This is a genomic window from Rhodobacter flavimaris, assembly GCF_021378075.1.
GTDB lineage: Bacteria > Pseudomonadota > Alphaproteobacteria > Rhodobacterales > Rhodobacteraceae > Rhodobacter > Rhodobacter flavimaris.
In genome coordinates this window covers 221,301-235,859 of sequence record NZ_JAJUOS010000004.1, presented here as the reverse complement: position 1 = coordinate 235,859, position 14,559 = coordinate 221,301, and the positions used below count along the sequence as shown (strand labels likewise).

At 64.3% G+C, this 14,559-nt stretch carries 12 protein-coding genes and 1 tRNA gene; 4 read left to right on the top strand and 9 right to left on the bottom strand.

From position 1 onward, the window contains the following. Nucleotides 1–114 precede the first annotated feature (114 nt). Both clpB and LZA78_RS07610 read left to right on the top strand, forming a co-directional pair. Complete coding sequence (gene clpB / locus LZA78_RS07615; protein ID WP_233676338.1) at nt 115–2,730, top strand: ATP-dependent chaperone ClpB; 2,616 nt, start codon at nt 115–117, stop codon at nt 2,728–2,730. Nucleotides 2,731–2,877: 147 nt separating this feature from the next. Next, complete coding sequence (locus tag LZA78_RS07610; RefSeq protein ID WP_233676337.1) at nt 2,878–4,143, top strand: DNA polymerase IV; 1,266 nt, start codon at nt 2,878–2,880, stop codon at nt 4,141–4,143. On the opposite strand, the gene LZA78_RS07605 is transcribed toward LZA78_RS07610, so the two are convergent. Next, the gene (locus LZA78_RS07605; protein ID WP_233676336.1) at nt 4,144–5,001 is read right to left on the bottom strand and encodes an N-formylglutamate amidohydrolase; all 858 of its coding nucleotides are present in this window, start codon (nt 4,999–5,001) and stop codon (nt 4,144–4,146) included. Between the two features lie 161 nt (nt 5,002–5,162). Here LZA78_RS07605 and LZA78_RS07600 point away from each other — a divergent pair. Continuing rightward, nucleotides 5,163–5,237: transfer RNA gene (locus LZA78_RS07600), tRNA-Val, on the top strand. 62 nt (nt 5,238–5,299) lie between these two features. Continuing rightward, nucleotides 5,300–5,425 carry a type B 50S ribosomal protein L36 gene (gene ykgO / locus LZA78_RS07595; protein WP_013069105.1) on the top strand — a complete coding sequence of 42 codons (126 nt, stop codon included), beginning with the start codon at nt 5,300–5,302 and terminating at the stop codon, nt 5,423–5,425. A gap of 155 nt (nt 5,426–5,580) precedes the next feature. Here ykgO and LZA78_RS07590 read toward each other — a convergent pair whose 3' ends face one another. The 8 genes from LZA78_RS07590 to LZA78_RS07555 form a co-directional block, all read right to left on the bottom strand. After that, nucleotides 5,581–6,801: a phenylacetate--CoA ligase family protein gene (locus LZA78_RS07590; protein WP_233676335.1), complete on the bottom strand. Its 1,221-nt coding sequence runs from the start codon at nt 6,799–6,801 to the stop codon at nt 5,581–5,583. Between the two features lie 82 nt (nt 6,802–6,883). After that, nucleotides 6,884–7,705: an ABC transporter ATP-binding protein gene (locus LZA78_RS07585; RefSeq protein ID WP_233676334.1), complete on the bottom strand. Its 822-nt coding sequence runs from the start codon at nt 7,703–7,705 to the stop codon at nt 6,884–6,886. A 53-nt stretch (nt 7,706–7,758) separates the two neighbouring features. After that, nucleotides 7,759–9,045, bottom strand: a complete 1,287-nt coding sequence (locus LZA78_RS07580) for an ABC transporter substrate-binding protein (protein ID WP_233676333.1) — start codon at nt 9,043–9,045, stop codon at nt 7,759–7,761. 64 nt (nt 9,046–9,109) lie between these two features. Beyond that, nucleotides 9,110–10,186, bottom strand: coding sequence for a branched-chain amino acid ABC transporter permease (locus LZA78_RS07575; protein WP_233676332.1), 1,077 nt, complete (start codon nt 10,184–10,186; stop codon nt 9,110–9,112). A 49-nt stretch (nt 10,187–10,235) separates the two neighbouring features. Beyond that, nucleotides 10,236–10,415, bottom strand: a complete 180-nt coding sequence (locus LZA78_RS07570; RefSeq protein ID WP_233676331.1) for a hypothetical protein — start codon at nt 10,413–10,415, stop codon at nt 10,236–10,238. Nucleotides 10,416–10,580: 165 nt separating this feature from the next. Beyond that, nucleotides 10,581–11,567, bottom strand: a complete 987-nt coding sequence (locus LZA78_RS07565) for a branched-chain amino acid ABC transporter permease (RefSeq protein ID WP_233676330.1) — start codon at nt 11,565–11,567, stop codon at nt 10,581–10,583. Between the two features lie 83 nt (nt 11,568–11,650). Then, on the bottom strand, nt 11,651–12,469 hold the full coding sequence (locus LZA78_RS07560; RefSeq protein ID WP_233676329.1) for an ABC transporter ATP-binding protein: 819 nt from the start codon (nt 12,467–12,469) through the stop codon (nt 11,651–11,653). Next, entirely contained in the window at nt 12,466–14,433 is a 1,968-nt protein-coding gene (locus tag LZA78_RS07555) for a long-chain fatty acid--CoA ligase (RefSeq protein WP_233676328.1), read from the bottom strand. Before LZA78_RS07555 ends, LZA78_RS07560 begins: the two co-directional genes overlap by 4 nt. Nucleotides 14,434–14,559: the final 126 nt, after the last annotated feature.

The window sequence follows — 14,559 nt, the reverse complement described above, 5'->3', positions numbered from 1 at the left end:
CGCACCCCCTTGAACCTGTGCCACGCAAAAACCAACTCAGTCCCAAGACCCGGAGCGGGGCGCGCCAAATTTGGGCGCCTCAAGGACCGGGGGCTTTAGCAAAGGAGATACCCGATGAACATGGAAAAGTTCACGGAACGGTCGCGCGGTTTCCTTCAGGCAGCCCAGACCATCGCGATGCGCGAGGGGCACCAGCGCGTGGTTCCCGAGCATCTGCTCAAAGCACTCATGGATGACGAAGAGGGGCTGTCGGCCAACCTCATCCGCCGCGCCGGGGGCGAACCCAAGCGCGTGCAGGAGAGCGTCGATCTGTTCGTATCGAAGCTGCCCAAGGTCTCGGGCGGCGACGGTCAGGTCTATGTCGAGCAATCGCTGGTGCGCGTGCTTGATGAGGCCGAGAAGATCGCCAAGAAGGCGGGCGACAGCTTCGTTCCGGTCGAGCGCGTGCTGATGGCGCTGGCCGTGGTCAACACCAAGGCCAAGGACGCGCTGGATGCGGGCGCCGTCACCGCGCAAAAGCTCAACACCGCGATCAATGACCTGCGCAGGGGCCGCACGGCCGACTCGGCCTCGGCCGAAGAGGGCTATGAGGCGCTCAAGAAATATGCCCGCGACCTGACCGAGGCCGCCGAAGAGGGCAAGATCGACCCGATCATCGGCCGCGACGACGAGATCCGCCGCACCATGCAGGTGCTGTCGCGCCGCACCAAGAACAACCCCGTCCTGATCGGCGAACCCGGTGTCGGTAAAACCGCCATCGCCGAGGGCCTTGCCCTGCGCATCATCAACGGCGACGTGCCCGAAAGCCTGCGCAACAAGAAGCTGCTGGCCCTCGACATGGGCGCGCTGATCGCCGGGGCGAAATACCGCGGTGAATTCGAGGAACGCCTCAAGGCGATCCTGAAGGAGATCGAAGCCGCCGCAGGCGAGATCATCCTCTTCATCGACGAGATGCACACGCTGGTGGGCGCGGGCAAATCGGATGGCGCGATGGACGCCGCGAACCTGATCAAACCGGCGCTCGCGCGCGGTGAGTTGCATTGCGTCGGCGCGACCACGCTCGACGAATACCGCAAATATGTCGAGAAGGATGCGGCCCTTGCCCGCCGCTTCCAGCCGGTGATGGTCGAAGAACCGACCGTCGAGGACACGATCTCGATCCTGCGCGGCATCAAGGAGAAATACGAACTCCACCACGGCGTGCGCATCTCGGACTCGGCGCTGGTGGCGGCCGCGACGCTCTCGCATCGCTACATCACCGACCGCTTCCTGCCCGACAAGGCGATCGACCTCGTGGACGAGGCCGCTAGCCGCCTGCGCATGGAAGTGGACAGCAAGCCCGAAGAGCTGGACGCCCTCGACCGCCAGATCCTGCAAATGCAGATCGAGGCCGAGGCCCTCAAGCGCGAGGATGACGCAGCCTCCAAAGACCGTCTCGAAAAGCTCGAGAAGGATCTGGCGGAGTTGCAGCAGCGTGCCGCCGCGATGACCGCCAAATGGCAGGCCGAGCGTGACGCGCTCGAAGCCTCGCGCGATGTGAAGGAAAAGCTCGATCACGCCCGCGCGCAGCTTGACCAGGCCAAACGCGAAGGCAACTTCGCCAAGGCGGGCGAGCTGCAATACGGCACCATCCCCGAGCTGGAAAAACGCCTCTCGGAAGCCGAGGGCAAGGAAGACGGCCAGATGGTCGAAGAGGCCGTGCGCCCCGAACAGATCGCCGAGGTGGTGGAGCGCTGGACCGGCATCCCGACCTCGAAAATGCTCGAGGGCGAGCGTGAAAAGCTGCTGAAGATGGAAGAGGAGCTGCACAAGCGCGTCATCGGCCAGGATGCGGCGATCACCGCCGTGTCGAACGCCGTGCGCCGTGCCCGCGCAGGCCTGAACGACGAGAACCGCCCGCTTGGCTCCTTCCTGTTCCTCGGCCCGACCGGCGTCGGCAAGACCGAACTGACCAAGGCGGTCGCCGAATACCTCTTCGACGACGACACCGCGATGGTGCGCATCGACATGTCCGAGTTCATGGAGAAACACTCCGTCGCCCGGCTGATCGGCGCCCCGCCCGGCTATGTCGGTTACGATGAGGGCGGCGTCCTGACCGAGGCCGTGCGCCGCCGTCCCTACCAGGTCGTGCTCTTCGACGAGGTCGAAAAGGCCCATCCCGACGTCTTCAACGTGCTCCTCCAGGTGCTCGACGATGGCGTGTTGACCGATGGCCAGGGCCGCACGGTGGACTTCAAGCAGACGTTGATCGTCCTGACGTCGAACCTCGGCAGCCATGCGCTCAGCATCCTGCCCGAGGGGTCGTCGAGCGAACAAGCCAAGACCGAGGTGATGGAGGCGGTGCGGGCACACTTCCGCCCCGAGTTCCTGAACCGCCTCGACGAGATGGTGATCTTCGACCGCCTGACCCGTGGCAACATGGACGGCATCGTCGCGATCCAGCTCGCCCGGCTCGAAAAGCGCCTCGCGCAACGCAAGATCGCGCTCGCGCTCGACGAGGCCGCCAAGATGTGGCTCGCCGACGAAGGCTACGACCCGGTCTATGGTGCGCGCCCGCTCAAGCGCGTGATCCAGCGCTCGCTGCAAGACCCGCTGGCCGAACTCATCCTCGGCGGTGAAATTCTTGACGGCGCCACCGTCACGATCACCGCCAATGAAAACGGCCTCGTGGTCGGCGGCAAGGTCTCGGCCTCGTCCCGCCGCGCCCCGGTCGATGCCATCCTGAACTGATCCGGCGAAGGGGGCTCCGGCCCCCTTCCCTTCTTCTTGGGTCCAATACCTCGGGGGTGAATTTCGCCCGGCCGGGCGAAAGAGGGGGCAGCGCCCCCTCGCCCCGCCTCCCGCGAGACGCTAGAATGGGGCAAACCCCGGTGCCCCATGCCCGCCCTTTGCCGCGATTGCCTTGCCACCTTCGACACCGCCCCCGCACGCTGCCCGCGCTGCGGCCGCCCGCGCATTCTGGCCCACCCCGAGCTCTTCTCGCTCCCCATCGCCCATATCGACTGCGACAGCTTCTATGCCTCGGTCGAGAAACGCGACAACCCCGCGCTTTCCTCCCGCCCGGTCATCGTCGGCGGCGGCACGCGCGGCGTCGTCTCCACCTGCTGCTATGTCGCCCGCATCTCGGGGGTGCGCTCGGCCATGCCTATGTTCCAGGCGCTCAAGCTTTGCCCCGAGGCCGTCGTCATCCGCCCCCGCATGGCGCATTACGCCGAGGTCTCGGCCCGCATCCGCGCGCTGATGGCCGCCCTCACCCCGCTCGTTGAACCGCTCTCGCTCGACGAGGCCTTCCTCGACCTCACCGGCACCGAGCGCCTCCACAACGCCCCACCCGCGCTCCTGATGGCCCGCCTCGCCCGGCAGATCGAGACCGAGATCGGCGTTACCGCCTCGGTGGGCCTGTCGCACAACAAGTTCCTCGCCAAGATCGCCTCCGACCTCGACAAGCCGCGCGGCTTTTCCGTGATCGGCCGCGCCGAAACGGAAGGCTTCCTGCGCGACAAACCCGTCTCGCTCCTCTGGGGCGTTGGCGCGTCCACCCGTGCAGCGCTCGGCCGCGCAGGCCTGCGCACTCTGGCCGACATCCGCCGCACCGACCGCGACGAGATGCTGCGCCGCTTCGGCACCCAAGGGACCCGCCTGTGGCACCTCGCCCATGGCGAGGACCACCGCCGCGTGAACCCCAATGAGCCGATCAAATCCGTCTCGAACGAAACCACTTTCGCGCAGGACATCGAGGACCGCGAGGAACTCAAGACACAACTCTGGATCATGGCTGAAAAAGCCGCCGCGCGGATGAAGGCCAAGGGGCTCGAGGGCCGCACCGTCACGCTCAAACTGCGCCGCGCCGATTTCTCGGCCCTCTCGCGTCAGATGCAACTCGAGGAACCCTCGCAACTCGCCGACACGCTCTATCGCGAAGGCACACGCCTCCTCGACGCGCTGCCCGAACACGGCCCCTTCCGGCTGATCGGCATCGGCTACTCGGATCTCACCCCCGCCAGCGGCCGCGACCCGGTAGGAGACCTTCTGGACCCGCAGGCCCGCGCCCGAGCGGGCGCTGAGCGCGCGGCCGACAAGATCCGCGCGAAATTCGGCAGCGACGCGATCCGCACGGGCCGCGGCCTGCGCCGAGAGGAATGATCACTCGGCGGCGATGCGCCCCTGCGCCCGGCCCAGTTCGGCAATCTGCGCAACCGCACGGGCCATCACTTCGGCAAAGGCGCCAAATTGCGGCGCGGGCCGCACCTGCCGCTCATCCATGTAAAGACCGCGGCAAATCTCTAGCTGGATGACCTCGACGCCCTCAGCGGGCCGCCCATAGCGCTGTGCGATATAGGCCCCGGCGAAGGGGCTATTACGCGCCACCCGCAGCCCGAGCCCGCGCAACACGCCCTCAACCGCCGCCACTGTGCCCGCCCGCGCCGAGTTGCCGTGACGATCGCCCAGAACGATATCGGGTCGCTGTGCCCCGAAGGCGTCCAGCGCCTCGCTCGGCATCGAGTGCATGTCGATCAGGATCGCGCGCCCGAACTGGCCGCGCACCTCCTCGATCAGGCCCGCCAGCGCGGCATGGTAGGGGCGCCAGACCGCATCGATTCGCGCCTCCGCCTCGGCGCGCGAAATCTTGCCCGCATAGATCGCTCGCCCGCTCGCGACGACGCGCGGAATCACCCCCAGCCCCGCTGCCACCCGCGGCGAGACCGGCGCGCGCCGCCCCAGCCCCTCGATCAGCGCGGGGTCCAACTCATCCGCAGCGCGGTTCAGATCGACCCAGGCGCGCGGCATACACGCCGCCAGAAGCGCCGCGCCCTCTTGCGGCACGCGCACCAGCAAATCCTCGACAAACGCATCCTCGGACGAACGCAGCCTGGCCTCGTCCAACCCGGTGCGCTCCAACAACGCCCGCGGATAGTCGCGCCCCGAATGCGGCGAGGCGAAGATCACAGAGGTCGTCAGCCGCGCGGGCCGTGTCAGCCGATAGGGCAGGGTTTCTGGCATCGTCTCTCCTGATTACACGCCCAGCCTACACCGAATTGATTTCCCGCCAAAACCCTCTTGCAAGCCGCTCCGACTCCTTTTATAGACCCGCAGACCGACGCGGTTCCGCCCCGCGTCCTTTTCATCTGGAAGGGATGCAGCGGCAGAATCACTTAGGCTGTGGGCGGTTAGCTCAGCGGTAGAGCACTACGTTGACATCGTAGTGGTCACTGGTTCGATCCCAGTACCGCCCACCATTCACCGCTCCCTCGGGGGTAAAAGCTTAAGGCGCACGCGCGCCGCGAAAAGGAGATGACCCATGAAGGTCCGTAACTCGCTCCGCTCGCTCAAGCAGCGTCACCGCGATTGCCAGATCGTGCGCCGCAAAGGCCGCGTCTACGTGATCAACAAGACGCAGAAGCGCTTCAAAGCCCGTCAGGGCTGAGGCGCAGAGCCACGGAATTTCAAGGCCGCGCAGGGGCAACCCGCGCGGCCTTTTCCATTCCGGGCGCGAACACCGAACGCACCCTGCTCCTTCTTCTTGGCCAAAATACCTCGGGGGTGAGCGGCAAGGCCGCGAGGGGGCCGCGCCCCCTCCCCTCAGTCGTATTTACGCAGATCGTCGATCACCTTGCCATCGTTCGGCAGGCTGCCCGGCGCGACCAGCTCGATCACGCCCTTCATCTTCAGCGCCTCGACGACACCGCCATTGAACCGCGCCGGATCCGAGGCCTCGGTCTCGATCTGCACGGTCATCACATCCATCTCGCCGTCGCGCGTGGCGATAACCCGCGCACGCCCGACCTCGGGATGGGCGGCGACAAAAGCGGCCACCTGCTCGGGGCGCACGAACATGCCCTTGATCTTGGTGGTCTGATCGGCCCGGCCCATCCAGCCTTTGATACGCTGGTTGGTGCGCCCGCAGGGCGAAGTCCCCGCCATAATCGCACTCAGATCGCCGGTGGCGAAACGCACAAGCGGGTAATCGGGGTTGAGCGTGGTCACGACCACCTCGCCCACCTCGCCATCGGGCACCGGATCGCCAGTGCCGGGACGCACGATCTCGACGATGACACCCTCGTCCAGGATCATTCCCTCCATCGCCTCGGATTCGTAGGCGATATTGCCCAGATCCGCCGTGGCGTAGCATTGCAGGCACTGAATGCCGCGATCGGCATATTCCTTGCGCAGGCTCGGGAACAGCGCCCCGCCGCCCACTGCCGCTCGAGTAATCCCCAGCCGCTCACCCATCTCCTCGGCCTTGTCGAGGATGATCTTGAGGTAATCCGGCGTGCCCGAATAGACCGTGGTGCCGATATCGACCGCCGCGCGCACCTGCAACTCGGTCTGGCCGGTGCCGGCGGGCAGAACTGCCGCGCCAACAGCTCGCGCCCCGGATTCGAAAATCATCCCGGCGGGCGTCAGGTGATAGCCAAAACAGTTCTGCACGATATCGCCCTGACCCACGCCGCAGGCGTGCAGGAAGCGCCCCATGCGCCACCAGTCATGGCTGATGTCTCCGGGCTCGTAGATCGGGCCGGGGCTTTGGAAGATATGGGCGAAGGCGTGTGCGGGCTTGCTGGTCAGCCCGCCAAAGGGCGCCTGAGCTTTCTGCGCGGCCCCCAGGTCCGACTTGCGCAGCACGGGCAGCCTGGCCAGCGCCGCGCGCGAGTTGATCTGTCCCGCCTCGACCGCCCCCAGATGCGCCGCCATGCCCGGTGCGCTCAGCGCCCGCGCGATCACCTGCGGCAGATCCCGAGCCAGCGCCGCCGCGCGTCCATCGGCCGAGCGGGTTTCGAGATCGTCGTAGTAGCGGCTCATGTCGAACCCTCCATCAGGGTATAAATCGTCTTCCTGCACAGCAGCATTCTGCGCAGCAATCGTTTGAATTCAGTCGGTTGCGTTACGCCAGCCAGCGCTTGCGACGGCGATAGCTGCGTACCTCACGGAAGCTCTTGCGCCCCTCGTCCGAGACGCCCAGGTAGAATTCCTTCACATCCGGGTTCTCGCGCAGCGCCTTGGCAGGGCCGTCCATCACGACACGACCGGATTCGAGGATGTAGCCGTAATGCGCATAGCGCAGCGCGACGTTGGTGTTCTGCTCGGCCAGCAGGAAGGTCACGCCCTCGCCCTCGTTCACCGCTTTGACGATCTCGAAGATCTGCTCGACCAGCTGCGGTGCCAAACCCATCGAGGGTTCGTCGAGCAGGATCGTCTCGGGGCGCGACATCAGCGCGCGGCCCATCGCGACCATCTGCTGCTCGCCGCCCGAGGTATAGCCCGCCTGGCTCTTGCGGCGCTCTTTCAGACGCGGGAAGTAGTTATAGACCATTTCGAGATCCTTCTGGATCTCGGCACGCCCATCGGTGCGGGTATAGGCGCCGGTCAGCAGGTTTTCCTCGACGGTGAGGTGCTCGAAGCAGTGGCGGCCCTCCATCACCTGGATCACGCCCTTGCGCACCAGATCGGCGGGCGACATGTCCTGCACGCGCTCGCTGCGATAGACGATCGAGCCCTTGGTGACCTCGCCGCGCTCGGACTTGAGCAGGTTCGAGATGGCCTTGAGCGTGGTCGTCTTGCCCGCGCCGTTGCCGCCCAGAAGCGCGGTGATACCGCCCTTGGGCACGCTCAGGCTCACGCCTTTCAGCACGAGGATGACGTGGTTATAGATCACCTCGATGTTGTTGACCTCGAGAAGGGTCTCGGTTTTCCCGGCGTCGAGCATGGCGTTCTCCGTGAATGGGGCCCCCGGCCGCGAACGGCCGGGGGGAGGTCAGCTTAGTTGCAGCGCTCGGTGATACCGGCTTCGGCCGCGAAGGCTGCCGAGTCTTCGGCGACCAGCGGGTCAAGCACCTCGGCATCCGAGACGATCCAGTCCGACACCGAGTTCCAGGTCTTTCCACCGGCATCCCACTGGTAGATGCGGGCCGAGCCCGGGCCACCGTGATCGGCGCAGCTCGCTGCGATCGGCTGGGCAAAGTCGGGCAGGCCAAGCTCGGTCAGACGCTCTTCGGTCAGGTTGAGGTTCTCGAAGCCCTCGCGCACCTGCGCCGCGTTGACCGCCGAGGTGCCGGCGATTTCCTGTGCCTTGCGGATCGCTTCCGAGATGGTCATCGCCGCATACATGCCGCGCGAGTACAGCACGGTGCCGACCTGATCGGCCGCGCCCGAGCCCTTGCCCGCGTCGAGAACGTACTTCTTCAGATCGTCGTTGATCGGGAAGTTCGCGCCCGTGCCGTGGAAGCTGATGGTCTTGTAGCCATTGGCGCCATCGCCCGCCGGACCCACGTCGTTTTCCGAACCCGACCACCAGATGCCGATGAAGTTCTCCATCGGATATTTGATGTTCACGGCTTCCTGGATGGCGACCTGGTTCATGACGCCCCAGCCCCACATCAGGACATAATCGGGCTTGTCACGGCGGATCTGCAGCCACTGCGACTTCTGCTCCTGGCCGGGGTGATCAACCGGCAGCTCGACCAGCGTGAAGCCGTGCTTCTTCGACAGCTCGGTCAGGGTGCGGATCGGTTCCTTGCCATAGGCCGAGTTGTGATAGACCAGCGCGATCTTCTTGCCGTTCAGGTCGCCGCCGTTGACTTCAAGCAGGTGCTTGACCGCAACCGAGGCGCCATCCCAGTAGTTCGCCGGGTAGTTGAACACCCATTCGAACACCTTGCCATTGGCGGCCGAGGTGCGGCCGTAGCCCGGGGTGTAAAGCGTGATGCCGTCGGCCGAGACCTTCGGGATCAGCTGATAGGTGATGCCGGTCGAGAGCGGGTTATAGACCAGCGCGCCCATGCCCTTGGTCGACTCGTAGCACTCCACACCTTTCTCGGTGTTGTAGGCGGTCTCGCATTCCGGCACGACGACCTTCTCGCCGCCGATGCCGCCGTCACGCTCGTTGAGCAGCGTGAAATAGTCGTTGAAGCCATCCGCGTAGGGAATGCCGTTGGCGGCATAGGCGCCGGTACGGTAGCTCAGGTTCGGCACCACCAGATCGGCCATCGCCGGAGCGGCGGTGGCAGCGATGGTCGCGGCCGCAAGTGCTGCAAAGGTCTTCTTCATACGTCAATCCTCCCAGAACGTATTCAGGTGTTGGTTGCCGGTTGCCCGGTTCTTGGCTGGCCCCTCAGTGCGGGAAGGGCCAGAGTCTCAGTTTCTCCTTGGCCAGGCGCCATAGTTGCGCCAGACCATGCGGTTCCGCGATCAGGAAGACCACGATCAACCCGCCCACGATCATCAGCTCGATATGCGCGGCCAGGTCGGTCGGCCAACCCAGCGTGCCCACGAGCACGTTCTTCAGAAGCACCGGCAGCAGGACCAGGAAGGCCGCGCCCGCGAAGCTGCCGAAGATCGACCCCAGCCCCCCGATGATCACCATGAAGAGGATCAGGAAGGACTTCTGGATGCCGAAAGCCTCACCCACCTCGGCCGCGCCCAGATAGACCGCGAAGAACAGCGCCCCGGCGATGCCGATGAAGAACGAGCTGACGGCAAAGGCGGTGATCTTGGTGGTCAGCGGGTTCACCCCGATGATCTCGGCGGCGATGTCCATGTCGCGGATCGCCATCCACTTGCGCCCCACCGTGCCGCGCGTCAGGTTGCGCGCAATCACCGCGACGATCGTCAGCATCACCAGGCAGAACATGTATTTCGCCGTGGCCGAAGTCTGCGCGCCGGTGACGAACACACCGAAAATCGTGCGGTCGGGCGCGTTGATCTGCCCCGAGGCCGAGTAGTTGTAGAACCACGGCACCTTGTTGAAGAGCCACACGAGAAAGAACTGCGCCGCCAGCGTCGCCACAGCAAGGTAGAAGCCCTTGATGCGCAGCGACGGCAGACCAAACAGCACGCCCACGCCAGCGGTGATGCCGCCCGCGATCAGCACGTGAAAGAAGACCGATACCTCGGGGAAGGCGGTCATCAGCTTGTAGACGGCATAGGCGCCCACAGCCATGAAACCGCCGGTGCCTAGGCTGACCTGCCCGGCAAAGCCCACCAGAATGTTCAGCCCGATCGCCGCGATCGAATAGATCAGGAACGGCACGAAGACCGCGTTTGCCCAGTAGTCATTGATGAACAGCGGGATCACGCCAAAGGCGACTGCCAGAACCGCATAGTAGCGCAGGCGGTCGAACTTGATCGGGAAGGTTTGGCTGTCCTCCCGATAGGACGTTTTGAAATCACCGGCCTCGCGGTAGAACATCAGAGCCTCCCCCCGTCATTGTTGCGGGGGAAGGACGTTCCGCCCCCGATCAGCAGCCCCGGCGCAACCGCAGCCAGGACCAGAGCCCGACGCCCGCTCCGGCGGACGCAAGCAGCATGTTGAGCGTTTGCAATCCACCCGGCTCGCCCACCGGGGCGGCAAGTGCGATCCAGCCGAAGGCCAGTGCGGCGCCCCAACCAATTGTGCAAACAGTAGCGCAGGTTTTCATGACCGAAGGACCTCCCAATCCTTGTCGCGGCCATACGGGGCCGCTTGTGGCTCCCTTCCCTTCGACACAGGCCTCCCCGCCCGTTCACTGCCGAATCTGCGGCAGGATGTCGCAGCGCGCCATCCAGATCAACAGATTTCTTTTCGTGAATGTTAGCCATATCAATTACACCCGCTCGATGATCTTTTCGCCGAACAGGCCCTGCGGCCGGAACACGAGGAAGATCAGCGCCAGCACATAGGCAAACCAGTTCTCGGTCGCGCCGCCGATCATCGGACCGATGGCGAACTCGAACAGCTTCTCGCCCACGCCGATGATCAGACCGCCCACGATGGCGCCCGGGATCGAGGTGAAACCGCCCAGCATCAGCACCGGGAGCGCCTTGAGCGCGATCAGCGAGAGCGAGAACTGCACGCCCGACTTCGAACCCCACATGATCCCCGCGACAAGCGCCACAAAGCCCGCGATCGACCAGACCAGGATCCAGATGAAGCGCAGCGAGATGCCCACCGACAGCGCGGCCTGGTGGTCATCGGCCACGGCGCGCAACGCGCGGCCCTGCTTGGAATACTGGCTGAAGAGTGTCAGCGCGGTCACCAGCAGCACGGCCACCACGGTCGCCACGATATCGAGATTGTCGATGAAGAAGCCGTAGCCGAAGATGCTGTCGGTCACGCTTTCCACGGTTTCCGAAATACCCTGCGGCAGGCCCACGTCGAGCTTCTTGATATCGGCGCCCCACATGACGTCGCCGAAACCTTCCAGGAAATAGGCAAGCCCGATGGTCGCCATGAACAGGATGATCGGCGCCTGGTTGACGAGGTGCTTGAGCACCAGTTTCTCGATGATGACCGCAAGACCGACCATCACGCCCGCCGTCAGGATGATCGCAAGCACCGAGGGCACGGTCCAGCCGAAGTGGCTGACATGCATCCCGGTCATCGCGTTGATCAGATGGGCGAAGGGCACCTGCCCCTGCTGGATACCTACCAGCGTCAGCGCGGCGAACAGCGCCAGCACGCCCTGCGCGTAGTTGAAGATGCCCGAGGCCTTGTAGATCAGCACGAAGCCAAGGGCGACCAGCGCATACATGACGCCAGCCATCAGGCCGTTCAGCGTCACTTCCATCGCAAAGAGAAGTTGATCAGGCATGGTGCCCTCCCGTCGGCGTCGTCTGCAGGATGTCTGCATCAAGGATGCAGGGCGTGTGCATAGGCGTTTCGCGGCCCCGAAGCTCAGTCATGGGCCACCCCCAGATAGGCGTCGATGACGTCCTGGTTGTTGCGCACCTCATCGGGCGGGCCATCGCCGATCTTGCGGCCGTAATCCATGACGACCACGCGGTCGGACAGGTCCATCACGACGCCCATGTCATGCTCGATCAGCACGATGGTGGTGCCGAACTCGTCGTTCACATCGAGGATGAAGCGGCACATATCCTCTTTTTCCTCGACGTTCATGCCAGCCATCGGTTCGTCCAGAAGCAGGATCTTGGGCTCGGCGGCCAGCGCGCGCGCCAGTTCCACCCGCTTCTTCAAACCATAGGGCAGTCGGCCCACGGGCGTCTTGCGGATCGGCTGGATCTCAAGGAAGTCGATGATCTTCTCGACCTTCTCGCGGTGCTCGTCCTCTTCCTTCGAGGCACTGCCCCACCACATCGCCTGGCTCAGCAGACCCGATTTCATCAGGGTCAGGCGCCCGGTCATGATGTTGTCCAGCACCGACATGCCGTCGAACAGCGCGATGTTCTGGAAGGTACGCGCGATGCCCAACTGGGCGACCTGGTAGGGGCGCATCGGCCCGCGCTTGTAGCCCTTGAACCAGACCTCGCCCTCGGTCGGGATGTAGAAGCCCGAGATGACGTTCAGCATCGAGGACTTGCCCGCCCCGTTGGGGCCGATGATCGCGCGGATCTCGCCCTGACGGATGTCGAACGAGATATCGCTGATTGCCGTGACGCCGCCGAACTTCAGGGTGATGTTCTTCAGCTCCATCAGAACGCCACCGATCTGGCGGCCGTCTGCGGTGATGTAACCGTCGCTCATGTCGTTCATTCCGCGGCCATCCTCTGTTCGGGGGCGACATCGGCATCGGCGATGCTCAGCGTCGCCTTGATCGCGCCCTTGCGGCCATCCTCGTAGGTGACCTCGGTCTCGGTGTAGACGCTGGTGCGTCCGTCATAGAGCGCCTCGATAAGGTCGGCGAATTTCTCGGCCACGATATTGCGGCGCACCTTGCGGGTCCGGGTCATCTCGCCATCGTCGGCATCCAGTTCCTTGTGCAGGATCAGGAAGCGGTGAATCTGGCAGCCCGACAGCATCGGATCGAGCGCGACCGAGGCGTTTACCTCGTTCACATGACTCTTGATCATCTCATAGACCTTCGGGTGACCTGCCAGTTCCTGATACGAGGCATAGGCGATGTTGTTGCGCTCGGCCCAGTTGCCGACCGCGTTCAGGTCGATGTTGATGAAGGCCGTGCAGCGGTCCTTGCCCGCGCCAAAGACGACAGCCTCGAGGATGTTGGGGTAGAACTTCAGCTTGTTTTCAACGTATTTGGGTGCGAACAGCCGCCCGTCGGCCATCTTTCCCACGTCCTTGGCGCGGTCGATGATACGCAGGTGGCCCGAGCCTTCCTCGAAGAAGCCTGCGTCCCCCGTTGCCACCCAGCCCTCGGGATCTTTCGTCGAGGCGGTGCTATCGGGGTTGTTGTAATATTCGACGAAGGTACCGGGGCTGCGGTAGAACACCTCCCCGTTGTCGCCGATCTTCACCTCGACGCCGGGCGAGGGCACGCCGACCGTATCGGAGCGCACTTCGCCATCGGGCTGCTGGGTGATGAAAACGCTGGCCTCGGTCTGGCCATAGAGCTGCTTGAGGTTGATCCCCAGCGAGCGGTAGAAATCGAAGATCTCGGGGCCGATGGCCTCGCCCGCAGTATAGCCCACGCGGATATTCGTGAAGCCAAGTGTGTTCTTCAGCGGGCCGTAGATGAAGAGGTTGCCAAGCGCATAGCCCAGACGCTCCGCGCCGCTCACGGGCTTGCCGTCCAGGATCGCCGGACCCACCTTGCGCGCCAGCGCCATGTAGCGGTCAAACAGCCATTTCTTGAACTTGCCCGCGTCTTCCATACGGATCATGACGTTGGTCAGCTGACCTTCGAACACGCGCGGCGGGGCGAAGAAATAGGTCGGCCCGATCTCGCGCAGGTCGGTCATCATGGTCGAGGCGTTCTCGGGGCAGTTCACAGTGAAACCCGCCCAATAGGCCTGCCCGACCGAGAAGATGAAGTCGCCGACCCAAGCCATCGGCAGGTAGGCCAGGACTTCCTCGTTCCGGGTCAGCTTGTCGAAGGCGCAAGAGTTCTTGGCCGTCTCGATGATGTTGCGGTTCGAGAGCACCACGCCCTTGGGCTTTCCGGTGGTGCCCGAGGTATAAAGCATCACGCAGGTCGAGTCGTAGGTCAGCTCGGCGATGCGGCGGTTTAGCTCTTCCTCGTAGCGGTAGTGGCCCGCGCGGCCCTCGGCCACGACATCGCCCAGCGCGTTCATACGGCTATGGTCGTATTTCCGCATACCGCGCTTGTCGGTATACATGACATGCTGGATCGAGTGGATCTGGTCTTCGATCTCGACGACCTTGTCGACCTGTTCCTGATCGCCGCAGACGACGAAGCGCGCACCGCAATGGCCCAGCACATAGGCCATCTCTTCGGCCACGGCATCCTGATAGAGCGGCACCGGCACAGCGCCGCACATCTGCGCCGCGACCATCGCCCAGTAATGCGCCGGGCGGTTGCGCCCGATGATGGCGATGTGGTCGCCACGATTGACGCCAAGGCTCAGGAAGCCCATCGCCATGGCGCGGATTTCCTCGGAAGCCTGCGCCCAGGTCCAGCTCTGCCAGATGCCGAATTCTTTTTCACGATAGGCGGGATAACCGCCGTATCGCTGCACGTTCCGCGCCAAGAGCGCAGGAATCGAATGCGCAGATCCCTCTGCCGCAACTGCGTCAGCCATTGTTCCTCCCTCGCGCCGGTTACCCGGCGTTCTCGCCGCAGGGGCGATTCCTCCTGCGCCCCATAGCGGCACAGCGTCACCCTCGCGGTCAAAGTTTTCCTGATTTTTACCCGAATCTAACGAATT